This is a genomic window from Nocardia sp. bgisy134 (genome assembly GCF_965341865.1).
In the GTDB taxonomy this organism is placed as follows: Bacteria; Actinomycetota; Actinomycetes; order Mycobacteriales; family Mycobacteriaceae; genus Nocardia.
In genome coordinates this window covers 37,042-61,907 of sequence record NZ_CBDQZP010000005.1, presented here as the reverse complement: position 1 = coordinate 61,907, position 24,866 = coordinate 37,042, and the positions used below count along the sequence as shown (strand labels likewise).

The 24,866-nt window shown below is 69.3% G+C and carries 26 protein-coding genes; 15 read left to right on the top strand and 11 right to left on the bottom strand.

The window, feature by feature from the left end:
* Positions 1 to 2: 2 nt before the first annotated feature.
* Both pheA and ACRWNM_RS11155 read right to left on the bottom strand, forming a co-directional pair.
* Positions 3 to 917 (bottom strand): prephenate dehydratase, encoded by a 915-nt coding sequence (gene pheA, locus ACRWNM_RS11160; protein WP_431966294.1) that lies wholly within the window; start codon positions 915 to 917, stop codon positions 3 to 5.
* A gap of 229 nt (positions 918 to 1,146) precedes the next feature.
* Complete coding sequence (locus ACRWNM_RS11155; RefSeq protein ID WP_431966292.1) at positions 1,147 to 1,572, bottom strand: hypothetical protein; 426 nt, start codon at positions 1,570 to 1,572, stop codon at positions 1,147 to 1,149.
* A gap of 123 nt (positions 1,573 to 1,695) precedes the next feature.
* Here ACRWNM_RS11155 and ACRWNM_RS11150 point away from each other — a divergent pair, with 123 nt between their 5' ends.
* The 5 genes from ACRWNM_RS11150 to ACRWNM_RS11130 all read left to right on the top strand — a co-directional run bounded on the left by ACRWNM_RS11150 (position 1,696) and on the right by ACRWNM_RS11130 (position 6,155).
* Positions 1,696 to 2,457: a DUF2470 domain-containing protein gene (locus ACRWNM_RS11150; protein ID WP_431966290.1), complete on the top strand. Its 762-nt coding sequence runs from the start codon at positions 1,696 to 1,698 to the stop codon at positions 2,455 to 2,457.
* A 43-nt stretch (positions 2,458 to 2,500) separates the two neighbouring features.
* Positions 2,501 to 3,289: a CPBP family intramembrane glutamic endopeptidase gene (locus tag ACRWNM_RS11145; RefSeq protein ID WP_431966288.1), complete on the top strand. Its 789-nt coding sequence runs from the start codon at positions 2,501 to 2,503 to the stop codon at positions 3,287 to 3,289.
* 507 nt (positions 3,290 to 3,796) lie between these two features.
* Complete coding sequence (locus tag ACRWNM_RS11140) at positions 3,797 to 4,981, top strand: LCP family protein (protein WP_431966286.1); 1,185 nt, start codon at positions 3,797 to 3,799, stop codon at positions 4,979 to 4,981.
* A 9-nt stretch (positions 4,982 to 4,990) separates the two neighbouring features.
* Positions 4,991 to 5,536 (top strand): ferritin, encoded by a 546-nt coding sequence (locus tag ACRWNM_RS11135; RefSeq protein ID WP_431966284.1) that lies wholly within the window; start codon positions 4,991 to 4,993, stop codon positions 5,534 to 5,536.
* 70 nt (positions 5,537 to 5,606) lie between these two features.
* On the top strand, positions 5,607 to 6,155 hold the full coding sequence (locus tag ACRWNM_RS11130; RefSeq protein WP_431966282.1) for a ferritin: 549 nt from the start codon (positions 5,607 to 5,609) through the stop codon (positions 6,153 to 6,155).
* A 262-nt stretch (positions 6,156 to 6,417) separates the two neighbouring features.
* Here ACRWNM_RS11130 and ACRWNM_RS11125 read toward each other — a convergent pair whose 3' ends face one another.
* The 4 genes from ACRWNM_RS11125 to ACRWNM_RS11110 form a co-directional block, all read right to left on the bottom strand.
* A complete protein-coding gene (locus tag ACRWNM_RS11125; protein WP_431966280.1) occupies positions 6,418 to 7,338 on the bottom strand; it encodes a DUF5926 family protein in 921 nt (306 codons plus the stop codon).
* A gap of 90 nt (positions 7,339 to 7,428) precedes the next feature.
* A complete protein-coding gene (locus tag ACRWNM_RS11120) occupies positions 7,429 to 8,196 on the bottom strand; it encodes a glycerophosphodiester phosphodiesterase (protein ID WP_431966278.1) in 768 nt (255 codons plus the stop codon).
* Complete coding sequence (locus ACRWNM_RS11115; protein ID WP_431966276.1) at positions 8,193 to 9,254, bottom strand: DUF4328 domain-containing protein; 1,062 nt, start codon at positions 9,252 to 9,254, stop codon at positions 8,193 to 8,195. The genes ACRWNM_RS11120 and ACRWNM_RS11115 overlap by 4 nt, the downstream gene beginning before the upstream one ends.
* 84 nt (positions 9,255 to 9,338) lie before the next feature.
* Positions 9,339 to 9,704 (bottom strand): rhodanese-like domain-containing protein, encoded by a 366-nt coding sequence (locus ACRWNM_RS11110; protein WP_431966274.1) that lies wholly within the window; start codon positions 9,702 to 9,704, stop codon positions 9,339 to 9,341.
* Positions 9,705 to 10,310: 606 nt separating this feature from the next.
* Between ACRWNM_RS11110 and ACRWNM_RS11105 the strand changes: the two genes are divergently transcribed.
* Complete coding sequence (locus ACRWNM_RS11105) at positions 10,311 to 10,922, top strand: hypothetical protein (protein WP_431966272.1); 612 nt, start codon at positions 10,311 to 10,313, stop codon at positions 10,920 to 10,922.
* A gap of 70 nt (positions 10,923 to 10,992) precedes the next feature.
* Here ACRWNM_RS11105 and msrA read toward each other — a convergent pair whose 3' ends face one another.
* Positions 10,993 to 11,697 carry a peptide-methionine (S)-S-oxide reductase MsrA gene (gene msrA / locus ACRWNM_RS11100; protein ID WP_431966771.1) on the bottom strand — a complete coding sequence of 235 codons (705 nt, stop codon included), beginning with the start codon at positions 11,695 to 11,697 and terminating at the stop codon, positions 10,993 to 10,995.
* Positions 11,698 to 11,894: 197 nt separating this feature from the next.
* Between msrA and ACRWNM_RS11095 the strand changes: the two genes are divergently transcribed.
* The 3 genes from ACRWNM_RS11095 to ACRWNM_RS11085 all read left to right on the top strand — a co-directional run bounded on the left by ACRWNM_RS11095 (position 11,895) and on the right by ACRWNM_RS11085 (position 14,221).
* Positions 11,895 to 12,518 carry a superoxide dismutase gene (locus ACRWNM_RS11095; RefSeq protein WP_067844217.1) on the top strand — a complete coding sequence of 208 codons (624 nt, stop codon included), beginning with the start codon at positions 11,895 to 11,897 and terminating at the stop codon, positions 12,516 to 12,518.
* Positions 12,519 to 12,727: 209 nt separating this feature from the next.
* A complete protein-coding gene (locus ACRWNM_RS11090; RefSeq protein ID WP_431966270.1) occupies positions 12,728 to 13,255 on the top strand; it encodes a peptidase in 528 nt (175 codons plus the stop codon).
* Between the two features lie 147 nt (positions 13,256 to 13,402).
* Positions 13,403 to 14,221 (top strand): class I SAM-dependent methyltransferase, encoded by an 819-nt coding sequence (locus ACRWNM_RS11085; protein WP_431966268.1) that lies wholly within the window; start codon positions 13,403 to 13,405, stop codon positions 14,219 to 14,221.
* A gap of 64 nt (positions 14,222 to 14,285) precedes the next feature.
* Here ACRWNM_RS11085 and ACRWNM_RS11080 read toward each other — a convergent pair whose 3' ends face one another.
* On the bottom strand, positions 14,286 to 15,053 hold the full coding sequence (locus ACRWNM_RS11080) for an SDR family NAD(P)-dependent oxidoreductase (RefSeq protein ID WP_357448794.1): 768 nt from the start codon (positions 15,051 to 15,053) through the stop codon (positions 14,286 to 14,288).
* A gap of 196 nt (positions 15,054 to 15,249) precedes the next feature.
* On the opposite strand from ACRWNM_RS11080, the gene ACRWNM_RS11075 reads away from it, so the two are divergent.
* Together ACRWNM_RS11075 and ACRWNM_RS11070 are read left to right on the top strand one after the other, a co-directional pair.
* Positions 15,250 to 16,137: an SDR family NAD(P)-dependent oxidoreductase gene (locus tag ACRWNM_RS11075; protein WP_431966266.1), complete on the top strand. Its 888-nt coding sequence runs from the start codon at positions 15,250 to 15,252 to the stop codon at positions 16,135 to 16,137.
* A gap of 63 nt (positions 16,138 to 16,200) precedes the next feature.
* Positions 16,201 to 16,872 (top strand): TetR/AcrR family transcriptional regulator, encoded by a 672-nt coding sequence (locus tag ACRWNM_RS11070; protein WP_431966264.1) that lies wholly within the window; start codon positions 16,201 to 16,203, stop codon positions 16,870 to 16,872.
* Between the two features lie 125 nt (positions 16,873 to 16,997).
* Here ACRWNM_RS11070 and ACRWNM_RS11065 read toward each other — a convergent pair whose 3' ends face one another.
* The 3 genes from ACRWNM_RS11065 to ACRWNM_RS11055 form a co-directional block, all read right to left on the bottom strand.
* Positions 16,998 to 17,726: a TMEM165/GDT1 family protein gene (locus ACRWNM_RS11065; protein WP_431966262.1), complete on the bottom strand. Its 729-nt coding sequence runs from the start codon at positions 17,724 to 17,726 to the stop codon at positions 16,998 to 17,000.
* Between the two features lie 552 nt (positions 17,727 to 18,278).
* Positions 18,279 to 20,237, bottom strand: coding sequence for a molecular chaperone HtpG (htpG, locus tag ACRWNM_RS11060; RefSeq protein WP_431966260.1), 1,959 nt, complete (start codon positions 20,235 to 20,237; stop codon positions 18,279 to 18,281).
* Between the two features lie 46 nt (positions 20,238 to 20,283).
* Positions 20,284 to 21,963, bottom strand: a complete 1,680-nt coding sequence (locus ACRWNM_RS11055; RefSeq protein WP_431966769.1) for a TM0106 family RecB-like putative nuclease — start codon at positions 21,961 to 21,963, stop codon at positions 20,284 to 20,286.
* A gap of 303 nt (positions 21,964 to 22,266) precedes the next feature.
* Here ACRWNM_RS11055 and ACRWNM_RS11050 point away from each other — a divergent pair, with 303 nt between their 5' ends.
* The 4 genes from ACRWNM_RS11050 to ACRWNM_RS11035 are packed head-to-tail and all read left to right on the top strand — an operon-like array spanning position 22,267 to position 24,862.
* Positions 22,267 to 22,896 carry a DUF6474 family protein gene (locus ACRWNM_RS11050; RefSeq protein ID WP_431966258.1) on the top strand — a complete coding sequence of 210 codons (630 nt, stop codon included), beginning with the start codon at positions 22,267 to 22,269 and terminating at the stop codon, positions 22,894 to 22,896.
* 14 nt (positions 22,897 to 22,910) lie between these two features.
* Entirely contained in the window at positions 22,911 to 23,630 is a 720-nt protein-coding gene (locus ACRWNM_RS11045) for a hypothetical protein (protein ID WP_431966256.1), read from the top strand.
* Between the two features lie 39 nt (positions 23,631 to 23,669).
* The gene (locus ACRWNM_RS11040; RefSeq protein ID WP_431966254.1) at positions 23,670 to 24,320 is read left to right on the top strand and encodes a YcnI family copper-binding membrane protein; all 651 of its coding nucleotides are present in this window, start codon (positions 23,670 to 23,672) and stop codon (positions 24,318 to 24,320) included.
* Entirely contained in the window at positions 24,317 to 24,862 is a 546-nt protein-coding gene (locus tag ACRWNM_RS11035; RefSeq protein ID WP_431966252.1) for a copper resistance CopC family protein, read from the top strand. The genes ACRWNM_RS11040 and ACRWNM_RS11035 overlap by 4 nt, the downstream gene beginning before the upstream one ends.
* Positions 24,863 to 24,866 lie beyond the last annotated feature (4 nt).

The window sequence follows — 24,866 nt, the reverse complement described above, 5'->3', positions numbered from 1 at the left end:
GTTCATGTGTCCGCCACCCCCTTTCGTAACTGAGTCAGCCATTCCGCGGCCGCCTCGTCGGACGGCGGCGGCGTACCCGTCGCCGACGTCGCGGGCCAGGAACCGAGGAAGCGGATCCTGGCCGTGCGGTGCAGCGCCTTGAGCGCCTCGGCGACCGCGGTGTCATCGATATGCCCGACGCAGTCCAGATAGAACCGGTAAGTGCCCATACCCGTTCGGGTGGGCCGGGATTCGATCCTGGTCAGGTCGATGCCGCGCGTCGCGAACTCGGCGAACGCGCGCATCAGCGAGCCGGGCTCGTTCGCCAGTTCCAACACGATCGAGGTGCGGTCCGCGCCGGTCGGCGACGGCGCCACGCGGGGCCGGGTGACCAGCACGAAACGGGTGATCGCCTGCTCGTGATCAGCCACTCCGGTGGCCAGGGCGATCAGCCCGAGCCGCTCCCCCGCCAGCGCGGTCGAGACGGCGGCATCGGCGCGACCGGCCGCGACATCCTCGGCGGCGGCGGCGTTCGAGGCCGACGTGTAGATCTCGGCCTCGGCCATCCGGCGCGCGACCCACATCCGCACCTGCGCGGCGGCCACCGGGTACGCGGCCAGCGTGCGCACGTCGGCCAGCTCGGTGCCCGCCCGCGCCAGGATGGTGAAGCTGACCTCCAACTCGGTCTCCGCGACGATCTGCAATCGCGGCCCGATGGCCAGCGAATCCAGCGTGGCCGAGATCGAACCCTCCACGGAACTCTCGATCGGCACGACAGCGCCATCCACGTCACCGGACCGAACCAGATCCAGCGCCGCCCCCTGACTGGGCGCGGCGACCCGCTCGACGGGTCCGTCGAAGACGGCCGAGGACTCGAGCTTGGCGAGGGCCATCTCGGTGAAGGTTCCGGACGGTCCGAAATACGCGATACGCGGCACCCCTACGACATTACAAGCGCCGGGATGCCAGCAAACCGCTTCGTGCGACGCGCGTCCTTCGGGTTCGGCTGCTGGGCCTCGGCGGGGGCCGACGTGGGGCCCGGATCGGGTGGGGTGTGCAACCCTTCGGCATGGTGGGGACCGGGCCGAACCCTGCGCAAGATCCGCGCACCCCGCCACAAGGTCGACCGACCTCGGCGCGCACGATCACCCGACGAGACCTCGCGCCTCAACGGCGGAGCACCGCGAGAACCTCACCGACACGATCCGGCGCGACCGTCTCCACCGCGAGCAGAACACCGCGAACCGCCTCCACCGCAGGCGGTTTCAGACCGACTAGAAATTCGACATCCGGCTGGACGAGCGCGCCGCGAATGTCCTCGCCGCACAAAGCGGCAGCGGTCGCCGCGACGACAGCGAGTGCGCGCTCACCGTCGTCCGTGCGCGCAACGAACCCGGTGTCGGCATGGACGACACCGGCGAGGAAGTCGGCGATCTCGGCGTCGGACGCGTCGGCGGCGAGGATGGGGGCGTTGGGGACCGAGCCGGGCGGGCCGATCAAGCCGTCGACCAGGCTGCGGCGGGCGGGGGCGGACAACGAGACCAGTACCGGTTCGCTCGCGCCGTGACCTGCCGTCGGTGTCGCTTCTCCCACGAGGATCACCGTAGCGGGCCCTGATTCTGGAATCAGCCGGAAGGTAACGCTTGCAGATCGAGGGCGGCTCACTTAGCTTAGGTTTACCTAATTATCGCCGCCGCCATCACCACGGAGGTCCGCATGCCGAATCCGACCGTCGCGCCCACCACCGCCGAGCGGGTACGCAGCGCGTGCGCTCACGCGGAGCAGGCGGTCCTCGCCCTGCCGGGGATCGACCCGACGCCGACCTCGGTGCATCACGTGCGGCAGTGCGGCGACGTGGTGATCGCAGTGCCGACCGGCTCGATGGCGGCGGTGCTGACCGGCAACTCCGGCCCGGGCGGAGCGGCGGCGGTGCTCGAACTCACCGATCACGCGCCGCTGCCGCTGCGCGAGCCGGTCCGCGCCCTCGTCTGGTTGCGCGGCACCGTGCGCGCCGTGCCCGCCCAGGCGCAGCGCGTACTCGCGGGCGAGGTCGCCAAGGACAACCCGGATCCCGCGCTGTTGGACGTCGGATACAGCTCGACCCTGCTGCGCCTGGTGATCAACAGCGCCGTGATGGCGGATTCGACCGGCGCCGAATCGGTCTGCGTCGAGGAGCTGCGACTGGCCGAGCCGGACCCGTTCTGCGCGCTGGAATCGGCCTGGTTGCAGCACATGGACGCCGATCACGCCGACGTCATCGCCCAGCTCGCGCGCCATCTGCCGCCGCGCCTGCAGACCGGCACCGTGCACCCGCTCGCCATCGACCGGTACGGCGTCACCTTGCGGATCGAAGGCCACGACGGCGACCACGACTTCCGCCTTCCCTTCGGCGCTCCGGTCGACGACGTCGAATCCCTCAGCCGCGCCGTGCGCACCCTGGCGGGCTGCCCCTTCCTCAACGGCCTGCGCCGGATGTGACCGCACCCAGCCCGAACCTGCGCAGCTGGCTAGATTCGACGGCATGCGTGCTGAGTCGGATGCCCCCGGCGAATCCGAGCTGACGGAGCGGGAGCGGCTGGCGATCCGGATCGAGATCGCGGTCGTGTTGACCGTCACGTTCGGGCTGAGCGGGATCAGCGCCGCGCTGTCACTGCTGGACAGCGCGCTGGGGCCGGGCGGGATCGGCGGGCGCACGATCGCGCTGAACGCCTCGCGCTCCGAGCAGTCGCTGATCGACCTGCTGTTCCAGTTGCTCGGGGTGTTGCGGCTGGCCGGATGGGCGGCGCTGGGCCTGTACCTGTTGTGGCGCAGCGGCATCGGGCCGCGCCTGATCGGGCTCGGACGGTTCCGGTCGCGCGCGGATGGGGTGCCGGGACTGGCGCTGGCGGCGATCATCGGCCTGCCGGGGCTCGGGTTGTATCTGATCGCGCACGCCATGGGCTTCAGCGTGACGATCGTGCCGAGTTCGCTGGAGGAGCACTGGTGGCGGCTGCCCGTCCTCATCCTGTCCGCCTGCGCGAACTCGTTCGCCGAGGAAATCCTCGTTGTGGCGTACCTCATCACGCGGCTGCGTCAACTGGGCTGGACGGAGAATTCGTCGCTGCTCGCCTCGGCGCTGCTGCGCGGCAGCTACCACCTCTACCAGGGCCTCGGCGGCGGTCTGGGAAACCTGGTGATGGGCTTGATCTTCGGCCGCTACTGGCAGCGCACCAACCGGCTGTGGCCGCTGATACTGGCGCACGCCACCATCGATGCGGTCGCCTACATCGGCTACACGGCACTGCGCGGACACGTTTCCTGGCTGCCGTAACGGAAACAGGCCGCCGGGTGATTATCGGAGAAACCCCCTGCCGCCCCGATAAGTAAAGTCAGTGTGATGAACGGCGACGACCCCCGCAACGCGCGGACGCGCCGGGTGCCGCCGCCGCAGGGCCGCCCCGGCGTGCCGCAACCACCCCCGCCGCCCGGTGGCGCAGCCGTTCCGCCTTCGTCACCCGGCATCCCGTCGGGCGGCGCGGTCCCCCCGTCGCAGCGCCGTGCCACCCCACCGCCCGGACAGGGTCGTGAGCCGCTGCCTCCGCAGCGTCACGCGGCCCCGCCGCCACGACAGGGCGGCGGACCTGGACGAGTCCCCCCGCCGCACGCACCGCAGGGCGCCGATCCGAGGTCGCGCCGCCCGGGCCCGCCGCCGCAGGGGCACGGCGCCGCGCCCCCTCCTCCCGCGCAGGGTCGTACCGCCGTGCCGCCACACGGTGCGGCCGCCCCGCCGGCACGACAGGGCCGCGAAGGCCACCCGCCGCCTGTCGAACGGACCAAAGTGCTGCGCCGCGACGGCGCCGATCCGCACGCACAGCCGCTCGCGTATTCGAAGGTCCCGCAGGAGGCGCCGCCGCGGCTCCACAAAGCGGAACCGGAGTACGCGCCGACGCAGCAGCCGGAGCCGTTCCACGAGCCCGTCCCGCGCACCCACGCCCCGAGCCCGCGCGGACGCCGCGGCACACCACCGCCACCACCGCCTGCCGCGCCGCCGCGCGCCGACCGTGCCCCGCGCCCGCGACGCAAACGGCATCCGTTCCGGTGGTTCCTGGTGTTCCTGCTGGTTCTCGTCGTCGCCTCGGTCGCCGCGGTGATCAACCTCGACGGCAAGCTGTCCCGCATCGACGCCCTGGCCGGATACGCCGACCGGGTCGGCAACACGCCGGGCACCAACTGGCTGCTCGTCGGCTCCGACGGGCGCGGCGGGCTCTCCAGCGAACAGGAGCAGGAGCTGGCCACCGGCGGCGACGTCGGTCCGGAGCGCACCGACACGATCATGCTGGTGCACATCCCGAAGTCGGGTCGCACCACCTTGGTCAGCCTGCCGCGCGACTCGTACGTGAGCATCCCCGGCCACGGCAAGGACAAGCTCAACGCCGCCTTCGCCTTCGGCGGCCCGCAGTTGCTCGTACAAACCGTGGAAGGCGCGACCGGCCTGCGCATCGACCACTACGCGCAGATCGGGTTCGCCGGCTTCGCGGGCATCGTCGACACGCTGGGCGGCATCGACGTCTGCGTGCCCAAACCCATCGACGACCCGCTCGCGGGCATCAATCTGGAGGCGGGCTGCCAGAAGCTGAACGGACCGGAGTCGCTCGGTTTCGTGCGCAGCAGGGCGACCGCACTCGCCGACATCGACCGGATGAACAACCAGCGCCTCTTCATGGCCGCGCTGCTGAAGAAGGCGACCAGCGGCGCCACCGTGGCCAATCCGTTCACACTCTGGCCGTTGGCGGCCGACACCGCGGGCTCGCTGAAGGTCGACGAGGACGATCACATCTGGGATCTCGGCCGCCTCGGCTGGGCGATGCGCGGCGACACGGTGGCGACGACGGTGCCGGTCGGCGGTTTCGACGACGTCGACGGCAGCGGCAACGTGCTGCTGTGGGACAAGACGAAGGCGAGCGCGTTCTTCGAAGCACTCGCGAACGACAGATCCATCCCGGAAGAACTGCTCACGCGGTAGCGTCGAGGCATGTCCGACACCGATGGCGCCCAGTCCTTCCCGGCCCTGCTGCGCGATCAGATCCGGCACGGCTTCACCGTCGCGCAGCAGTATCTCGCCGCCGCGGTCTACTTCGACTCGCTGCGGCTTCCACAACTGGCCCGACATTGCTACACCCGCTCGGAGGAGCATCGTGCGCACGCGATGCGCATGGTGCAGTACCTGCTCGACAGGGATCTGGAGGTCCGGGTCGGCGGCCTGGACTCGATCCGCTCGGACTTCGAATCTCCGCGCGCGGCAACGGCATTCCTGCTGGAGGCCGAGCGCAACTGCACCTCGCAGGTGACGGCGCTCGCGAAGGCGGCGCGGGAGAGCGGCGACTATCTCGGCGAGCGGTTCATCCAGTGGTTCCTGAAAGAGCAGGTGGACAACGTCGCCGGGATGACGACGCTGCTCACCGTGATCGATCGGGAAGGCAACCTGTTCGACGTCGAGCAGTTCGTGGCGCGCGAGGTGCGCGCGCCCGCGAAGCCAGGCAATTCGGCGCCGAAAATGGCTGGCGCAGCAAACATTTAATTAGGCAACACTAGCCTCAATAAGGGTGCACTTGGATGACACGCGCCCTGACCAGCGATAATGTGGCGGCATGTCCAGCCATTCGGAGTCCCCGCGCAGCAAATTCCACAGCCTGCTCCACGACCAGATCCGGCACGAATTCAATGCCGAACACCAATACATCGCGATCGCGGTGTGGTTCGACAATACGGATCTGCCTCAGCTGGCCAAGCGGTTCTACGCACAGGCCGTGGAAGAACGCAATCACGCGATGATGATCGTGCAGTACTTCCTCGACCGGGATATCAGCGTCGAGCTTTCCGGCATCGATCCGGCGAAGTCGCATTTCGACGGTGTCCGGGAACCGATCGCCCTGGCCCTCAATCAGGAGAAGACCGTCACCGACCAGATCATCCGGCTGGCGAGCACGGCCCGCGAGGAGGGCGATTACCTCGGCGAGCAGTTCATGCAATGGTTCCTGAAGGAGCAGGTCGAGGAGGTCGCGAATATGACGACCTTGCTCAACATCGCCGACCGCGCCGGCTCGAACCTGTTCGATCTGGAGAATTTCATCGCGCGGGAGATGAGTTCTCCGGCCGATGCCTCCGGCGCACCCTCGACAGCGGGCGGTTCGCTATAGAAGAGGTTATTCCGGAAAACAGGCCCAGCTCTTCGCGACGAGCTGGGCCTGTTTCGACCGAGATGGTTGCCTCAGCTGGCGCTCAACGAGCTGAGCAGCGTCTTGAGCAGCGCAAGAATGGCTTCCATGGTGTTCCTACTTTCCTCATCTGTGCGGTAAGGCAATCCTCACCATCACCAGTAACGGTGATGTTCAGAACCTAACCCGCCACAGAGTCTGAAAGAGGCGTTTTTCACAAAATTCCCTCCGGGAAATTTCGGAGTCAGCGCAAGGTCACCTGACGCGACCGCAGACCGTCGCGCGAACGGCGCTCCTCGGAAGTGAGCGGCGCGTCCGTGGCCAGCGCGGCGAGCAGGCGGGCGCCGAACTCGGCGGCGGGCGCGGTCCACTCGCTGGAGTGGCGCTCCGGGTCCAGGTCGAACACCGGCACCAGCAGTCCGTGCGTGCGGAACGAACCGGCGAAACGCGAACCCTCGCCCATGTGCAGCCCACCCGAGGCGTGCAGCCTGGCCAGCGCCAGCATCAGGTCGTCCTCGTTCTCCGGACGCACCCAGCGCACGTGCGCCTTCTCGCCCGCGTCCACCCACCACGCCGCGCCTACGGAATCGGCGCCGAGTTCCAGCCGCGCCGACGGCATGATCGCCTGCTTGGCCTGTTCGATGGTCGCGGCCACCTGCGGATCGGGCGTCACGCCCTCCGGCACCCACCAGTCGAAGTCCTGGTGCACGACGAGTTCCAGGTCGCCGCCCGGATCGATCACGTCGGCCAGGCGCGGACCGCCCGCGATGCTCTCGACGGAGGTGAGCGAGTCGCCAGGCTCGGCGGACTGGGTCCACAGGATCGCCGCGGCGAGGTCGGCGGCCGGATCGGGTCCATGGAACTGCATCTGGGTGCCGACGTAACCGGTCGGCTGATCGCCCGCGCGCACCAGCGCGGCCACCGCGCCGGGCAGCACCGTGGCGAGCACGACGGAACGCTCGGCGGCCACCTCGGGCGACAGCTTCAGCGTCGCGGTCGCCGACGGCACGAACTCCCGCAGTGCGACCAGATCGCATTCCGCGGCCAGCCCCTCGAACGGGCGGGTGACGGCCTGAGCCGCCTGGTCCAGCGCCACCTTTCGCTCGGCGAGACGCTGCGCCCGGTTCCCTCCGGGCTTCGGACTGTTGCGCTTGCTCTTACCCACGAGGGGTCAAACTACATGGTGCTGTGACCGTCGCAGCAATGCGCCACGGCGCGGCCCCCGAGGAATGTCGAACCACTCCTCGGACGCGACTCAGGCGGCGGCGAGCAGGGTCTTCGTGCGACCGGGGTGGTTGGTCGCGACCCAGCTGACGCCGAGGTCGGCGCACAGGCGTACGTCCTCGGGTTCGTCCACCGTCCAGCAGTACGTGGCGCGGCCCGCCGCCGCGGCCTTGTCCACCAGATCCGGGTGCTCGCGCAGCGTCTTCACCGAAGGGCCGACGGCCGTGGCGCCGACGGTGGTCGCGGCCCCGCCGCCGAGGTAGATCGAGGACTCGCCGAGCAGCACCGTGGGCAGCAACGGCGCCGCGCGACGGATACGCCACACCGCGAGCGCCGCGAACGACATGACCACGGCGCGCGAATGATCCGCCGAGGCGGGCGTGGCGATGCCGAAGCGCTGGAGTTCGGCGAGCAGTTTGTTCTCCACCAGCCCGCCGTAGCGGACCGGGTGCTTGGTCTCGATGAACAGCTTGGTCGGCCTGCTGCGCCAGTCGAGGACCAGCTCGATGAGTTCGCTGAGGGTGAGCACCGAGGCGGGCTCGCCGTCGGCGCCGAAATCCAGCGCACGCAACTCGTCGAGCGTCATCTCGCTGACCAGCCCGGAGCCCGAGGACGTGCGGTCGACCGTGCGGTCGTGCACGCAGACCAGATGTCCGTCCCTGGTCAGCCGGACGTCGCACTCCACGCCGTCGGCGCCCTCCTGGAGCGCGAGATCGTATGCGGCGAGCGTGTGCTCGGGACGCGCCGCCGAGGCGCCACGGTGCGCGACGACGAACGGTGCGCGACTGCTCTGGCTCACTTGGCCATGACCTCCTCGTGCTGAACAGCACCGTTGTCGGTATCCCGATCATCGGGGATCTCGGCGTCGGCCGCATCCGGCGCCTCGGTGCGCGCCGCGCCGCCCGGATGAACCGGCTCGATGACCGGCACCGCCGGGTCGACCGCGACCACCCAGCGGCGGGCCAGCCGGACCCGGCCGAACAGATCGTGTCCGTCGAGCAGCCGCACCACCCAGAGCGTCAGCACCGTCAGCGCGACGGCGACCGCGTCCGTCCACGCCGTGAACAGGACGCCGTCCGCCTTGACCTGCAGCGAGTCCGCGGCCCGCCAGAACAGCGCGGCCGCGGCCATCAGCCCGCCGAGAATCCAGGCGCACCACCAGATCCGGATCGCGCGCAGCGCCCTCGGGTCGCCGCGTTCCGCGGCGACCTCGGTGAGGAAGACCCCCGGATACACCAGGTTGGCCACCGGGACGAGGCAGCCGAGCACGAGCAGCGGCACAGGACGGGAATCGCGGCGACCCGCCCGCGCGAACACCGCGCTTCGGGTCTCGATCAACCAACCGAGCACAGCGACGCCGCTACCGAGCGCGAGCGCGAGGGCCAGCAGGGACGACCCGGTGAGGAGCCAGTCCGAGAACCGCAACGCCAGCGGGTCGATGAGACGTGTCCGGTTGACCAGCAGGATCACGTAGCGCACCAGCTCGGCGACCGCGGCCAGCGCGAACATCCCCGCGGTGACCAGCAGCAGCGGCGTGACCCAGCTCGCGAGCGCGGCGGCGCGGCCGCGCGGCGCGGCCAGGGCCGAGGCGGGCAGCTCGTCGCGCAGGCCCCAGCGCGGGATCTGCGGGTAGCGCGGGGTCGGCGCGGTCGGCCTGCGCCGCGCCGCCGTGACGGGTCTGCCGTTCCGGTGATCCGGGCGGCGCGCCACCCACCGATAGTTGCGCCGATCGGCGGGGGCGTCGATGGGCGCGGGCGAGAGCAGCACGCCGTGGCAGCGCGGGCACCAGTGCATCGGGGTGCCGTGCACGGCCCACCGCGCGCCGCAGCGGGCACAGGGCTGCAGCACGCTACTCACAGCGTGTCCTTCGCTCGCCCGGCGTTGTCCCACGGGCTGCCGCTTCCGGCCTGACGCTCATTGCCTGGGCACCTCGCTCTTCCGTCAGTAGATCTTCGCCGGATGGTCACCCTCGGCGACCAGCGGGCGACCCATCCGCTGCCAGGCCACCATGCCGCCGTCGACCTGCACCGCTTCGAAACCGATATAGGCCAGGTACTTCGCCACCTCGATGGACCGGCCGCCCTGCCTGCAGACGACATAGACCTCGGCGTCGTAGTCCAGCTCGTCGGTGCGCGCGGGCACATCGACCATCGGGATGTGGATCGCGCCGGGGGCGTGCCCGAGCTGCCACTCGTCGACTTCGCGCACGTCGAGCAGGATCGCCCGGACCGGGTCCGGCCGCTCGCCGTGGTCGAATTCGCCGGGCAGGTCTTCCACCGGCACCGACGGAATCTCGGGGCTCGTCACGACTCGATCCTGCCATGATCGCCGCAGCGCCGGGGATCAGGCGTACTTCCGCATCCGGTCCGATCGCGCGCGGGTTTTCGGGCGGACCGCCGCCCACAACCACCCCGGCGGCGACGATGTCCGTATCGCCAGGTGGTTGCGGGGTCGGTACCCGTCCGCAAATTTCGTACCCCGAGTCCGTTTCCGCCGCCGTTAACCCATTCCCGCCCCGCTCCGCGACCACCTGTGCATATCTTCGTGGGAGTTATCCACAGAATCCACAACCTGATCCACAGGCCCCGCCTATCACCGTCGGGGACAGTCACAGGGCGCGGCTATAAGCAAACTTCACGCGAATCCAATCTCGCCCCAGCGGACCGGGATCGGGACCCACACGGCCCTGTCCAGCTCATCCTCGGCGAAGCGGGGGTCACGAACGACCGATCCGGGACTCCCCTCCTTGTCCATCCCGGAGCGGTCGTTCGCCGCTGCCTCGGAACCGCGGCCGAGCGGGTCCCGACATCTACTTGGACGGAACGGCGAACGATTCGGTTCCAGAAAAAACGAGAACACTAGCGAAAAACTGAAATACCGGGCTCCAGCTGGCGCTGTCGGTAGCCTGAGGGCATGGATGTGCGCAGGGGGCTATTCGACGGATTGGACTCGACCGGACTCAACACCGCGATCTCGGAGGCGACCTGCCTCGGGCTCGAGGTGGATACGAAGGCGGCCACGCTGCGCCTCGATCTGACAGTCATGACGGTGCCCGCCGACGGCGCGCCGCCACAGGACCATCAGGTCCGGCTGGACTTCACCGGCGTCAGCCGAGTCGCGGCCTCACTGCGGATCCAGCGCTGGGACGACATCGCGGCCAAGATACTTCCGCTCACGCTCGACGGCCTCGACCACGCGATCCGCAGCTTCGGCGGCGGCCGCCTGCACGGCTGGGAATTCATCGACGTCGACGACAGCGGCTGGGCGCTGTGGCGCGAACTGCTCAGCTTCGACACCGAGATCGACGATCACACCCCCTCGCACGTGCTGGAGTTCTCCCAGGAGGAGGGCATCGACCCGCGCGAACTCGATGTGCGCGTGTGGTTCGACAACGTCACGGTGTACGACGCCAAGGGCAAGGAGATCGCGCCCGCCGACTTCATCGCGGGCGGCGTGCGCTGGTGGAAGGCCCATGACGCGGCCGATCCGCGCACCCTTCGCCCCGGCGTCGTGCCGCCGCTGTAACCGAGCCCCGCGACTGCCGCGCGTCCGATCACTTCGGATGCGCGGCGGTTCGCCGTTCGCGCAAGGTCTTTCAGGCCCCCAGCCCGACCGGGCAGGTCACCCCGGTGGCGTGCACCGGGCAGTAGCCGCCCGGATTCTTCGCGAGGTACTGCTGGTGATAGCCCTCGGCGTAATAGAACCCGGACAGATTCGGCGCCGGACCTGCTTCCGGAGTCGGCAGCGGCGCGATCTCGGTGGTGATGGACCCGTACCCCGCCTCGGCGAGCCGCTTGCCGTAGGTCTCCGCGCTGCTTCCGGCCAGGGCGGCTTGTTCGTCGCTCAGCGCGAAGATCGCCGAGCGATACTGCGTGCCACGATCGTTGCCCTGGCGCATGCCCTGGGTCGGATCGTGGTCCTCCCAGAAGTGTTTCAGCACGGTGGCGTAATCCAGCACCGCGGGATCGAAGACGACGAGCACCGCCTCGGTGTGCCCGGTGCGGCCGCTGCACACTTCCTCGTAGGTCGGATTCGGCGTGTACCCGCCCGCGTACCCGACCGCGGTCGTGTAGACGCCGTCGAGCTCCCAGAAGCCCTTCTCCGCACCCCAGAAACAACCCATCCCGACGACCGCGACCCGCATGCCGTCAGGAAATGGCGGACGGAGGGGATTGCCGTTCACGAAATGGGTATCCGGCACCAGGATTGGCTCCTCCCGGCCGGGGAGCGCCTGCTCGGGCGTCACCATCGCCGGCTCCGGGAGACGGATCCGTCCGACCAGCTCGTCGAAGAACGACATGGTTCCGATGCTACTCACGAATGCTCTTGCTCGAACCGCCCTTCCGCTCACGCCGGTACCAACCACTGCGTTATCGACGAATCTCCGATGGAATGAGGGGGCACACGGCCCGGTTGGAACCGAGCGGGTGTACGAATGATGGTTGGAAGCGCTCGAATCTCCGAGCGTCACAGCCCGACAACTGAGAAAGGGACATCGTGGCTGAGTACACGCTGCCAGATCTGGATTACGACTACAGCGCCCTGGAGCCCCACATCTCCGGGCAGATCAACGAGCTGCATCATTCCAAGCACCACGCGGCCTACGTTGCGGGCGCGAACACCGCACTCGAGAAGCTCGAGGCGGCTCGCGAATCCGGCGATCACGGCGCGATCTTCCTCTACGAGAAGAACCTCGCGTTCCACCTCGGTGGCCACGTGAACCACTCCATCTGGTGGAAGAACCTCTCCCCGAACGGCGGTGACAAGCCGGTCGGCGAGCTGGCCGCCGCGATCGACGACCAGTTCGGTTCGTTCGACAAGTTCCGCGCGCAGTTCACCGCGGCCGCCAACGGTCTGCAGGGCTCCGGCTGGGCGGTGCTCGGCTACGACACCCTCGGCGGGAAGCTGCTCACCTTCCAGCTCTACGACCAGCAGGCCAACGTCCCGCTGGGCATCATCCCGCTGCTGCAGGTCGACATGTGGGAGCACGCCTTCTACCTGCAGTACAAGAACGTCAAGGCCGACTACGTGACCGCGTTCTGGAACGTCGTCAACTGGGAGGACGTGCAGGAGCGCTTCGCTCGCGCCGTCACCCAGGGCAAGGGCCTGATCTTCGGGTGAATCTCCGCGCGCCGAGGCGCGCGGCTGGAAGCCCGCCGGGTAGTGGAATCGCCCGGCGGGCTTTTTCGTGTCCGCCGCCCGATCTGCGCGTCCACTGCCCGATTAGCACTCATTGGTACTTGTGTGCCAGTTGATTCGTGGGTCATCCTCTGAATCCATACAGTTCGAGGACGGGCAAGGCCGCCCCCGGTTTCATTTCGGGAGGCACGATGCGAACCAACGGGCCGATCGGCGTCACGCCGTTCCACTCGCGCGGGTCGCTGCGCGGGTTCGTCATTTCCGGTCGCTGGCCGGACACCACCAAGGAATGGGCGCAGGTTCTGGTGCTCGCCGTGCGCGTGGCGAGCCTGCCTGGGCTGCTGTCCACGTCGACCGTCTTCGGCGTCCGCGAGGACCTGCCCGACGATCCGGAGCCGGGCACGGTCGGGCTGGTGCTGGCCGAGGGCACGGTGCTTGGCGAGCAGGCGCTGGAGCCGGGGCGGTTCGCCGATCACGTGCCGCCCGCGCTGCTCATGCTGCACCCGCCGTCGGAGACTCGCCCGACGCTGCCCGAATGCGTTGGCGCGGCCTCCGGCTGCGTGCTGCTGCCGGGCGTGCCGCACCTGGGATTGGAACACCGCGCGGCGTGGGCCGAGGCGGAATCCGACGGCACCGTCACCTCGCTGGTCAGCCGGGTCGGGCTGGATCCGATCAGCGATCCGGATACCGCCGTGCTCGCGATGCTGCTCGCGGCCTGAGCGGTGCCGCCCCGATGCTCGGCGAATGCGGACGCCTGCGCTTCGCCGCGGCCTCGAACGCATTCGTGCACAGCCGTATTCGCGTGAGTTGGTGGTTTGCGAGGGTGCTGCACAGTTAGCCTGTCACGGTCGAAAGGATCGTGGAAGATGTCCGGTAATCCCCTCGCCTCCGCCGAACCATGGGATCTGGTCGCCGACGGCTACGCCGAATCCGCGCTCGCGATCATGGCGCCGTTCTCCGATCGCGCCCTCGAACTCGCCGATCTGCCCGCCGACGCGCATGTCATCGATGTCGCGGCGGGGCCGGGCACGCTGAGTCTGCCCGCCGCCGCGCGGGTCGGCCGGGTGCAGGCCGTCGATTTCGCCGAGCACATGCTCGAACGCCTCCGGAATGCCGCGCGAGACGCCGGAATCACCAATGTCGACGTGCGGGTGGGTGACGGTCAGGCGCTGCCGTTCGATGACGACAGCTTCGACGCGGGCTTCTCGATGTTCGGCCTGATGTTCTTCCCGGATCGGATCAAAGGCTTCGCCGAGCTGTTCCGGGTGTTGCGCCCCGGCGGGGTCGCGGTGGTGTCGAGCTGGGCGCCGGTGGCCGAGTCCCCGCTGATGCGAATGATGTTCGGCGCGTTGGCGGCGGGCGATCCGGCCATCCAGGAGCCGCAGCCCAACTTCCTGAGCTTGGAGAATCCGGAGGTCTTCGCCACCGAGCTGCGGGGAGCTGGGTTCGCCGGGGTGTCCATCCAGCGGCACACCACCTCGGTGGCCTACCCGGACGCGGACCGGCTGTGGGAGGAAATGTCGCGCAGCAGCGCGCCGATGATGCTGCTGCGGCGCTCGATCGGCGAGGACGCGTGGGCCGCCCGCTCGGAGTCCATGCGGGCCCATCTCGCCGAGAACTACCGGCCCAACACCCCACTGGCCACCACGGCGTTCCTCGGCATCGGTCACAAGCCCCTGCCCTGATCACCTGGCCGAAAAAGGCCGCCCCCGAAGCGAATCGGAGGCGGCCTTCGCGTGGTACGCCGAATTACCGCGGCGCCATGCGCAGCGCGCCGTCCATGCGGATGGTCTCGCCGTTCAGGTAGTCGTGCTCGACGATGTACTGCGACAGCTGCGCGTACTCGTCCGGGCGGCCGAGACGCGACGGGAAGGGCACGCCCGCCTCGAGGCCCTTGCGGTACTCCTCGGTGACGCCGGCCAGCATCGGGGTGTCGATGATGCCGGGGGCGATGGTGTTCACGCGAATGCCGAACTGCGCCAGGTCGCGCGCGGCAGGCACGGTCATGCCGTGCACGCCGCCCTTGGAGGCCGAGTAGGCGATCTGGCCGACCTGGCCCTCGAACGCCGCGACCGAGGCGGTGTTGATGACGACGCCGCGCTGGCCGTACTCGTCGACGGGATCGGTCTTGGCGATCGCGTCGGCGGCCAGCCGCATGACGTTGAAGGTGCCGAGCAGGTTCACGGTGATGACGGTGCGGAACAGCTCCAGATCGTGCGGGCCGTTCTTGGACAGGATGCGACCGGCCCAGCCGACGCCGGCGCAGTTGACCACGATGCGCAGCGGCGCGCCCGACTCGACCACCTTCGCGACGGCGGCCGAGACCTCGTCGTTGCTGGTCACGTCGGCCGGAATGAGGGTGACCCCGGCAGGCACGTTGTCACCGGCGCGCTCGATCGACTGCGGCACGTCCAGGCCGAAGACGGTGGCGCCCAGCTCGGCGAAACGCTTGGCGGTGGCGGCGCCGAGGCCGGATGCGCCTCCGGTGACGATGGCGGCGGAACCCGAAATCTCCACGATGGTCCTCTCGTTCGTGACAGCCAGTTGGCCTTGTGTCAATTGCACACTAATAGATGCTGTGGAGCGAAGTCCGCCCCCGACCCGGGCGTACCCGGCGAGGCCTCGTGAGAGACAATGCATGACATTCTCTCACGCCGCGCGCGAGGCGAACATATTTGCGAACATTGCTGTTCATCGGTGGTATCGTCGCCGCATGAAGCTGTTCTCCGGCCCAGTCGTCGCCGGTAGAAGGGTGTTGATCACCGGGGCGGCGCGAGGCATCGGGGCCGCGCTGGCCAAGCAGCTGCACGCGCACGGGGCGTCGGTCGCGCTGCTCGGACTCGAACCCGACCTGCTGGCGGAGGTGGCGCGCGAATGCGGCGACGCCCCGTGGCGCTACTGCGACGTCGGCGACCATGCCCAAGTGGAGCGGGTGGTGACCACGCTGGCGAGCGAGCTCGGCGGCTTGGACGTGGTGGTCGCGAACGCCGGTGTGGCCAAGCAGCTGGCGCTGATCGGCGGAGATCCTTCGGTGATGGAGGAGACGCTGGCGGTGAACGTGCTCGGCGTCTACTACACGCTGCGCGCCGCGGGCCCGCACATCTGTCACGCACAGGGCTACGCGCTCATCGTCTCGTCGCTGGCCGCCGCCGTGAATCTGCCGCTGGCGGGCGCGTACAGCGCGTCGAAGGCCGGCGTCGAGGCGCTCGGCCACACCCTGCGCCACGAGATCAGGCACACCGGCGCCAAGGTCGGCATCGCGTACTTCGCCGAACTGGACACCGACATGACCGCTCGCGGTTTCGGCACGGCAGCGGCGCGCGCCATCCTCGGCCGCGCCACCGTCTCCGGCGTGGCGCCGCTCGGACCCGCCATCGACGCCACCGAACGGGCCATCGCGCGCCGCCACCGCCAGATCGTCTCGCCCTGGTGGGTGGCGGTGGCGCTGCCGTTCCGCCCGCTCGCCCAGCGCCTCGTGGACGCCACGCTGCGCCGCGGAGTGGCCGAGGCGCTGGAGATCGCCCGCGCCGAGGACGCGCCCTTCACCACCGATCAACCCAGCAGACCACGCAGAATGGAGCGACCCGCCCGAGGGGCGTGACGCCGGTCGCCCGGCGCCGCGCTCGCCGAACACCTGCCCCACCGAACCGTCCGGAGCCACCGCATGACCGACACCCAAGGCACCGCCCGCCAACTCCCCAGGGGCAGGCACGGTTTACCTCGGGAGCAGGTGATCGCGTCGCAGCGGGATCGGATCCTGGACGCGATGGCCGAGACCATGGCGGTCACCGGCTACGTCGGCACCTCCGTCGCGGCGGTCCTCAAACTGGCGGGCGTCTCCCGGGAGACCTTCTACGAGCAATTCCGTTCCAAGGAGGACTGTTTCACCGCCGCCTACGAGCGGGCCGTCGAGCGGCTGGTCGTCCGGATCGCGGAGGCATCCGGACCGCTGGAGGACGAAAACGGCACGAGCGAAACGAATCTCGACCGGATGGGACGTCTGCTCGACGCGTATTTCGAAGGGCTGATCGAGGACCCCGCCTACGCCAGGCTCTACTTGGTCGAGGTCTACGCGGTGGGTTCCGACGCGCTGGCGCGCCGCGCCCAACTCCAGGACTCGTTCGTCGCGGTGATCGCCGAGGTGCTCGACGCCCGCAGCGAGGAACAGCGGTTCGCCTGTCAGACCTTCGCCGCCGCGGTGAGCGCGATGGTCACCGCGCGGATCGCTGCGGCTGACCTGGAAGGACTGCGGGGCCTGTGCGCGCCGCTGCTGGATATGGTGCGGCGGAGTGGGGATCTGTACGGGTCGGCGATAGTCGATGAGGTGCGGGCCTGAGGTCTCAGCGGTATCGCGCCAACTCCGTGGTGGCGCGAATCGCAAGGATCACCCAAGAAACAACGTCCGCCAACGCGACAACCCGCCGACCGGACGAGCCCCCGACCGAACCCGGGGCGGGGCCCTCACCCCTGCGGGCGCACACCCTCCGCGACAACTCCCTCAACCTGGCCACTGAGCCTCTCCCCGCGCGAACGCCCCCGCCGCACGAGCAGCACGACACCCACTACCACCGGCGTGATCGCAGCAAGCCCCGCTCCCGCCAGTACACCCATCGACGGCACCGCCGCACCGAGCAACGTCGCACTTCCGAAGTACAGGAACAGCAGCCCGGAGCAGATGCCGATCAGTCGTTCGGGCAGATGCTTGCCGACCGCGATGCCGACGGCGATGGCGAGGGCGTCGGCGGCGACCATGCCGATGGTGGAGCCGAGCCACACGCCGAACCAGCTGTTGTCGGTGGCGAGGGCGGCGGTGGCGAACATGGTGCGGTCGCCGAGTTCGGCGAGGAGGAAGGCGGAGAGGACCACGAGGAACGGGGCGGCGGTGGAGCGGGGTGGCCGCGGCTCGGCGTCATCGTCGGGAGCGCCGAGGTGTTCGCGCAAGGTCCACAGGCCGACGGCCAAGAAGGTGAGGGCGGCGACCAGTGAGATGGCCCGGGTGGGCAGGGCCGCGCCGAGGAAGTAGCCCACGGCGACCGAGATCAGGTGCACGCCCGCTGTGGCGGTCGCGATGCCGCCGAGAACCACCCACCAGCGATAGCGCAACGCGAACGTCAACGCCATGAGCTGGGACTTGTCTCCGAGTTCGGCAAGGAAGACGATGCCGATGCTCAGCAGGATGGTGGCGATCATGTGTGGCGCACTCCCGGTCTCCGGCCTGCCTGCCGGAGATCTGGGTACGCCTCCGGCCGACAACGTGTGGTTGTTCAGGCCGAAGGTCTCGCCCACCGGATGAAAACCCGGTTCACACAACCGGACCCGAGCCTCGGGGAGGCAGCGGGCCAGTATGTCGACTGCGTGATTGGGGGCTACTCCCCTTCGCTGTCTCCGACCCTACCCCAGCAACCTTCCGCACGCCAACCCGCTGTAAGCCAAATCGCAATGCGCACAATAAGTTTGGAGCACCTGTCAGCGAGTTTCGGTAACCCTTACGAACCCTTCAGCAAACCCTTATCGCCGATGCAGGGACGCTGGACGAAGACATCCGGGTACCCCGTCCGGGACCCACCGCGAACAAGGCAGGCACCGGCCCACGGTCGCCGCCCTGGCGACGTCGCCACACCCTTCCCATACGCCGCACACAGCCGCCGCCTCTGTGCGGCGTATGCGGCATGTGTGGGAGGGGCCCATGGGAAACGACGAAGGCCCCCTCCCGATGCGGGAGGGGGCCTTCGCGGAGTGCGTTTACAGCGTGCGAGTGAGGCGGTCGGTGAGGATGTGAGCGAAGCGCGCCGGGTCCTTCAGCTCGCCGCCCTCGGCGAGCACCGCGGTGCCGTAGAGGAGCTCGGCGGTTTCGGTGAGTTCCGGGACCTTACCCTCGTCCGCGTCCTGCTTGCGGGTGTCGTACGCGTCGCGCAAGCCGGTGACCAGCGGATGGGTCGGGTTGAGCTCGAGGATGCGCTTGGTCTCCGGGAGGATCTGGCCCGAGGCCCGGTACATCCGCTCCAGCATCGGCGTGAAGTCGAAGACGTCACCGACCAGGCAGGCGGGCGAGGTGGTGAGCCGGTTGGAGAGGCGCACCTCCTTGACGCTCTCGTCGAGGGTCTTGCCCAGCCAGGTCAGCAGCTCGGCGAAGTCCTTGTCCTGCTGCTCGCGCAGCGCCTCGGACTCCTTCTTCTCCTCCTCGGTCTCCAGATCCACCTCGCCCTTGGCGATGGACTGGAACCGCTTGCCGTCGAACTCCGGCACCGAACCGACCCACATCTCGTCGACGGGATCGGTCAGGATGAGCACCTCGAGACCCTTGGCCGCGAGCGCCTCCATGTGCGGGGAGCTCACCACCTGCTGGCGGGACTCGCCGGTCATGTAGTAGATCGCGTCCTGGCCGTCCTTCATCCGCTCGACGTACTGCGCGAGCGTGGTCAGCTCGGCCTCGGAGTGCGTCGAGGAGAACGAGGAGACCTGCAGGATGGTCTCGCGGTTGTCGAAGTCCGAGAGCAGGCCCTCCTTGAGGACGCGGCCGAACTCCGTCCAGAAGGTCTGGTACTTCTCCTGATCCTCGGCGCCCTGCAGCTCCTTCACCGTCGAGAGCACCTTCTTCACCAGGCGCTTGCGGATCATCTGGATCTGCCGGTCCTGCTGCAGGATCTCGCGGGAGACGTTGAGCGAGAGATCCTGCGCGTCCACCACACCCTTGACGAAGCGCAGGTACTCCGGCATCAGCTCTTCGCAGTTGTCCATGATGAACACCCGCTTGACGTAGAGCTGCACGCCGCGCTTGTGCTCGCGGGTGAACAGGTCGAACGGCGCGTGCGACGGAATGAACAGCAGCGCCTGGTATTCGAACGTGCCCTCGGCCTTGAGCGGAACGATCTCCAGCGGGTCGTCCCACGCGTGGCTGACGTGCTTGTAGAACTCCTTGTACTCCTCTTCGGAGACCTCGCTCTTCGGACGCGTCCACAGCGCTTTCTGCGAGTTGAGGGTCTGCTCCTCGAGGACCGTCTTCTCCTGCTTGTCCTCGCCCTCGCCCTCGGTGACCGTCCGCTCCACCTGCATGCGGATCGGCCAGGCGATGAAGTCGGAGTACTTCTTGACGATCTCCCTGAGCTTCCACTCCAGGGTGTAGTCGAAGAGGTGATCCTCCTCGTCGGCGGGCTTGAGCTCCAACGTCACCGCGGTGCCCTGCGGCGCGTCGTCGACGGCCTCGATGGTGTAGATCGAGCTGCCCGCGCCCGCCTCCCAGCGGGTGCCCTCGGTCTCGCCCGCCTTGCGGGTGGTCAGGGTGACCTTGTCGGCCACCATGAAGGTCGAGTAGAAGCCGATGCCGAACTGGCCGATCAGCTCTTCGGCCGCCGCGTCGGTCTTCGCGTCCTTCAGCTGCTTGCGCAGCTCCGCGGTACCCGACTTGGCGAGGGTGCCGATCAGGTCGACCACCTCGGCGCGGGACATGCCGATGCCGTTGTCTCGGACGGTGAGTACCCGGTTGTCCTTGTCGACCTCCAGCTCGATGTGCAGGTCGGACGTGTCGACGTGCAGGTCCTTGTCCTGGAAAGACGCCAGCCGCAGCTTGTCCAGCGCGTCGGAGGCGTTCGAGATCAGCTCCCGCAGGAACGTGTCCTTGTTGGAGTAGACGGAATGGATCATCAGCTCGAGCAGCTGATGGGTCTCTGCCTGGAACTCGAGTTGTTCGACGTGCTGAGTCACGTCGCGATGGTACCGCCGCGGGCCGACGGCACGGACGCACGCCCGATCAGGCGCCGCGGCCGAAGGAAGACGCCGCGCCGCGGCCACCGGCGGGCAACTCCGGCGCACGCCCGAAGTCGGCCAGGGCGGGCACCTCCAACTCGGCGCAGTGCGGGTTCGGCACCAGCGGCGACATCCATTCGCGCAGCACCTGGGTGGCCCGCACGTCGTCCTCGTTGTATTCGAGCAACCGGGTGCGCTGGGTCGGATCGGGTGCACCGTCGTAGCCGACGGCTTGGCGGTACCAGCTCATCGACGCCTCGCCGCCCGCCTCGGGATCGCGCCAGGAGAAACCGGCCACCGGCGCGATCTTCTTGAGCCCCTTGCCGTTCGGGCAGATGAACTGGTCGGTCACGGCCTGGAACATGTCGACCCACTCGGGTCCGTCCACGAACGCGCGCACCTGGTCCACCGTCGGCACCCCGGGACGCCCGGCGAACCGGCGCGCCGACTCGTACAGCCACTTGTCCTCTGCGGTGCGCGAATAGCAGTAGGCGGCAAAGGTCTTCCCTGCCGTCGCGGCCTCGGCGCGCACCGTCATCAGCCAGGTCCAGAACTCGCCGAAGGAGCGGCCCTCGTCCTCGGTCGGCAGCGGGTCCCAGGTGACGAACGGGCGGTAGCGCCCGTCGAGCAGGGTGCCCCACAGGTACGCGCCGTGCTCCTGGAAGCTCTCCAGGTCCACGTCCACCTCGACGTCGGCGCGGCGCACCTGCACCCGGTCGTAGCGGCGCACCAGCGGCGCGCCCGCGAGCCAGGCGCGCGCGGTGACCACGGCCTCGTCGAAGGGGCCGTGCTGCCAGTCCTCCGGGTCGTCGCCGGTCCACGCCGCCAGGTCGTCGATCGTCTCCACACCGTGGCCGCGCAGCACGTCGGCCCGCGAGCCCGGCGCGACCAGGCTGACGTCGCGGTGCTCGGCCAGCCAGCCCTCGCAGCTCGCTCCCTCGACTCCCCGTGTCCACCAAGGGCATTGCCTGCATTCGGGCACCTTGGACGGCACCGTCGGCAGCTCGCCGCGCACCACCGCGATGCGGTCGGCGTAGCGGCGGTCGTATTCGTCGAGCAGCGGGCCGAGATCGTGGACGAGGATGCGGTCGAAGTGGTAGCCGATGACACCGCCGACCAGCGACGGACTGGCCAGCCCGTGACGTTGCAGCATCCGGTAGAGGTGGGCGAGGCGCTGCTGGTCGCGCGGCTGCTGACGCAGCTTGCGGGCCGGATCCGGGCGCGGGTCCCAGCGATACGGGTCCGAGGTGGTCGGATGGAACTCGGCCGGTTCGGGTTTGCGTGGATCGGTCACCTTGTGGTTGACCACGATGACCGGGATGTAGCCGCCGCGATCGCGGTCGCGCAGCAGGATCTCCGAGCCGCCGCGTCTGCCGGTGTCCGGTTCCTGTGGCAGCAGCCCGCCCCAGATGTTCTGCGCCCCAGCGGCGCACGCGCTCATGGTGGCCGCGGCGCGATCCGACGCCCGCAGCGTGGGGTCGATGATCAGCCAGTTGTCCGGATCGGCGGCGACGAGCGCGTCGCGGACCCGATTGCGATGCGCGGTCGCGGCCTCCCGCCGCTGGCGCACACCCGGATCCTCGAGTACGCCCGTGAGCATCTGCGGGTGGGCCGCGTCAAGGTGCAGCCGGTGCCTGCATCCGATCAACGCGCGCGCATCGATGAACGCGACCTGCGCGTTCACGATCGGACCGCTCTCGATCGGCGCGTTTTCGACCGGCTCGTTCTCGATCGGCGCGTCCTCGATCGGCGCGGCGGCGAGCTCGCCCGACCGGTCCGCGGCCGAGCCGTCCACCTTGCGACCCTCGCGGTCACCGCTGCCCGAATACACGTATGCAGTATGGTCCAGACCCCCGACAGGACATGGCGTGCCCTCGCTGCCGCCGCCGTCGACCGGATAAGGTGGGCGCAAACCGCGTGGTAGACGGCAGACGGCCTCGCGCCGACAGCGCTGCCCTGGCACACAGCATTGACGGAGGGCCTTCCGATGGGGTTGTTCACGAAGCGCAAGCGGCGTCCGAGTCGCCGGGCCGAGGCCAAAGCCCTCAAGCACAAGGCGGCGATGGAAGCCAAGCTGTTCGCGAAGAACGATCGCAAGGCCAAGCGCGCCGAGGCCCGCACTCAGGCCAAGGTCGCCAAGCAGCAGATCGCCACCCTGCAGGCCGAGGAGAAGGCCGCGCTGAAGGTGGCCGCCAAGGCCGAGCGTGACGTGTTCAGCGCGGGCCAGGTGCGCAAGTACCTCGGCGTGGCCCGTGTGCTCGTTCCGGTGCTCGCGCCGCTGGCCTACCGCGGCGCCACCTTCGTCCGCGGCCAGCTCGACACCCGTCGCGCGCAGCAACTCGGCATCGGCATCGACCAGCTCGGCGATTACACCGGGCACGGCGCGAAGCTCCAGGCCCGCCTCGCCAACGCCGAGGCCGCGCTCGGCAAGATCGACGACAAGGGCGACGGGCAGAAGTTCGTCATCGCCACCCGCGCCCGGCTCGACAGTCTCGGCGCCGCGGTCCGCACCGCCGAACAGATGCCCGCCGCGCGCAGGCGCGCCGTGCACACCTCCATCTCGCACGAGCTGTCCGGCATCGAGGCCGACGTGCTCGCCCGGCTCGGCGTGAGCTGAATGCCGTCTCCGCGATGAACCCCGGCCCGAGTACCGGCTGGCCGCGCGGCGGCCTGGTCGGCGCGCTGGTCGGTCTGCTCAGCGTTGCCGCGCACGGCGCCGCGGGCGGGGGCTATCCGGATTCGCCGGAATCGGCCCTGCTGCTGACGGTTTCGGCGTTGGCGGGGTGCGCGGCGACGAGTTTCTCGCGGAGCTCCGACCGATCCCGCAGCACGATCGGCCGCGGTCGGCTCGGGCTCCGACGCGGTGATTGGCACGGCGATCGGCTCAGCACCCGACGCGGCGATCAGCACAGTGCCCAGCTCAGCACCCGACGCGGCGAATGGCTCGAGGGTGCTCGACGCCGTGCGGGACAGGCGCACGCCGCCGCGCCCGTGTTGGGTGCGCTCGCGGCCGGACAACTCGCCGGGCACGCGGTACTGACCGGCCTGCTCGGGCACGCGCACGGCGAGCGCGTCTCGCACATCGCGCGCGACGACGCACCGCTGGCGGGTTTCCTGCCGACCGGCTGGATGCTGTGCGCGCATCTTCTCGCGACCCTCGCCTGCGCGGTCGCGATCCTGGCCGCCGAACGTCTCTACGGGATCGTCTCCGGCGCGGCCCGAGCCATCCTCGGCGAACCTCGGCATCTCCCGGTCGCGAGAGCGGGCCGCTGGGCCGATCACCGGACACCGACCTACCGCTTTCCGCCGCGGGGACCGATCGGGCCGCGCGCGCCACCGGCGTTCGCCTGATCCGCGCACCCCAATTCCTTTCGGACAGAAAGCCTCCCCATGCGAAGTTCTCTTTCACATGCCTGCGGTGCGGTGGCGACCGTTGGTTTCGTGCTGCTCTCCGGCGGTATCGCCGCCGCGCACGTGACGGTCGACGCGCCCGGCGCTCAGCAAGGCAAGTACTCCGTCGTCACCTTCCGCGTACCGACCGAATCGGACACCGCGTCGACGACCGCGCTCACCGTCACGCTGCCCAACGTGCGCAGCGCGCGCACCGAACCCATGTCGGGCTGGACCGCCCGGGTGGAACGCAACGACAAATCCGAGGCCGTCGCGGTGACCTGGACCGCCGACCCCGGCGCGCCCGGCGTGGGCCCCGGCCAGTTCCAGCGTTTCGTCGTCTCGCTCGGCCCGCTGCCCGCCGCGGAGATGGTGAGCTTCCCGGCCAAGCAGACCTACAGCGACGGCAAGGTGGTCGACTGGAATCAGCCCGTCGGCCCGGACGGCGCGGAACCGGAGCACCCGGCGCCCACGCTGACCCTCGCGGCGGGCTCGGGCGATCACGCCGACGGCCACAGCGTCGACAACGGCGCGGCCGCGCAGGACGACAGCACCGACAACGCGGCGCGCTGGCTCGGCGGCATCGGCGTTGCCCTCGGCGCGCTCGGTGTCGCATTCGGACTCGGCAGCCTGATCGGGAGGCGCTCATGAGGACCATCCGACGTCTCGGCGCCGCGCTGGTCGCCGTACTGCTGCTGTTCGGTGTCGGGCTGGCCACCGCTGCCGTCGCCGCCGCGCATTCCGGCGCCGTCGGCAGCGTGCCGGAGGACGGCTCGACTGTGGACACCAGCCCGGGGCGGATCAGCGTCACCTTCAACGAGGAGTTACAGCCGAACTTCCCGTCGCTGACGCTCACGGGTCCGGACGGCAACCTCTGGTCCAAGGGCGAGCCGGTCGTCGACGGCAAGACGGTGAGCATCGAGGTCGGCGAGCTCGGCCCGGTGGGTGACTACGTCATCGCCTACCGCGTGACGTCCGCCGACGGTCACCCGGTCAGCGGCAAGCGGACGTTCACGCTGAGCCAGCCCGGCAAGGGCACGCCGGGCCCGCGTGCGGACGCCAAGGGCAGGGCCACCGAGGATGACGGCTCCGACGGAATCCCGGTGTGGATCTTCGTGATCGGCGCGGTCGTGCTGTTCGGCGGCGGTCTCGCACTCGCGCTGATCGGCTTCCGCGGCGGGCAGCGCCGATGAGCAC

What these genes read in the sequence shown, in the direction of transcription:
- ACRWNM_RS11150 (WP_431966290.1), top strand. Translation starts at nt 1,696, where the DNA reads ATGCCGAATCCGACCGTCGCGCCCACCACCGCCGAGCGGGTACGCAGC.
- ACRWNM_RS11085 (WP_431966268.1), top strand. Translation starts at nt 13,403, where the DNA reads ATGTCCGGTAATCCCCTCGCCTCCGCCGAACCATGGGATCTGGTCGCC.
- ACRWNM_RS11040 (WP_431966254.1), top strand. Translation starts at nt 23,670, where the DNA reads ATGCGAAGTTCTCTTTCACATGCCTGCGGTGCGGTGGCGACCGTTGGT.
- ACRWNM_RS11075 (WP_431966266.1), top strand. Translation starts at nt 15,250, where the DNA reads ATGAAGCTGTTCTCCGGCCCAGTCGTCGCCGGTAGAAGGGTGTTGATC.
- ACRWNM_RS11090 (WP_431966270.1), top strand. Translation starts at nt 12,728, where the DNA reads ATGCGAACCAACGGGCCGATCGGCGTCACGCCGTTCCACTCGCGCGGG.
- msrA (WP_431966771.1), bottom strand. Translation starts at nt 11,697, where the DNA reads ATGTCGTTCTTCGACGAGCTGGTCGGACGGATCCGTCTCCCGGAGCCG.
- ACRWNM_RS11105 (WP_431966272.1), top strand. Translation starts at nt 10,311, where the DNA reads ATGGATGTGCGCAGGGGGCTATTCGACGGATTGGACTCGACCGGACTC.
- ACRWNM_RS11050 (WP_431966258.1), top strand. Translation starts at nt 22,267, where the DNA reads ATGGGGTTGTTCACGAAGCGCAAGCGGCGTCCGAGTCGCCGGGCCGAG.
- ACRWNM_RS11045 (WP_431966256.1), top strand. Translation starts at nt 22,911, where the DNA reads ATGAACCCCGGCCCGAGTACCGGCTGGCCGCGCGGCGGCCTGGTCGGC.
- ACRWNM_RS11070 (WP_431966264.1), top strand. Translation starts at nt 16,201, where the DNA reads ATGACCGACACCCAAGGCACCGCCCGCCAACTCCCCAGGGGCAGGCAC.
- ACRWNM_RS11035 (WP_431966252.1), top strand. Translation starts at nt 24,317, where the DNA reads ATGAGGACCATCCGACGTCTCGGCGCCGCGCTGGTCGCCGTACTGCTG.
- ACRWNM_RS11130 (WP_431966282.1), top strand. Translation starts at nt 5,607, where the DNA reads ATGTCCAGCCATTCGGAGTCCCCGCGCAGCAAATTCCACAGCCTGCTC.
- ACRWNM_RS11065 (WP_431966262.1), bottom strand. Translation starts at nt 17,726, where the DNA reads ATGATCGCCACCATCCTGCTGAGCATCGGCATCGTCTTCCTTGCCGAA.
- ACRWNM_RS11145 (WP_431966288.1), top strand. Translation starts at nt 2,501, where the DNA reads ATGCGTGCTGAGTCGGATGCCCCCGGCGAATCCGAGCTGACGGAGCGG.
- ACRWNM_RS11135 (WP_431966284.1), top strand. Translation starts at nt 4,991, where the DNA reads ATGTCCGACACCGATGGCGCCCAGTCCTTCCCGGCCCTGCTGCGCGAT.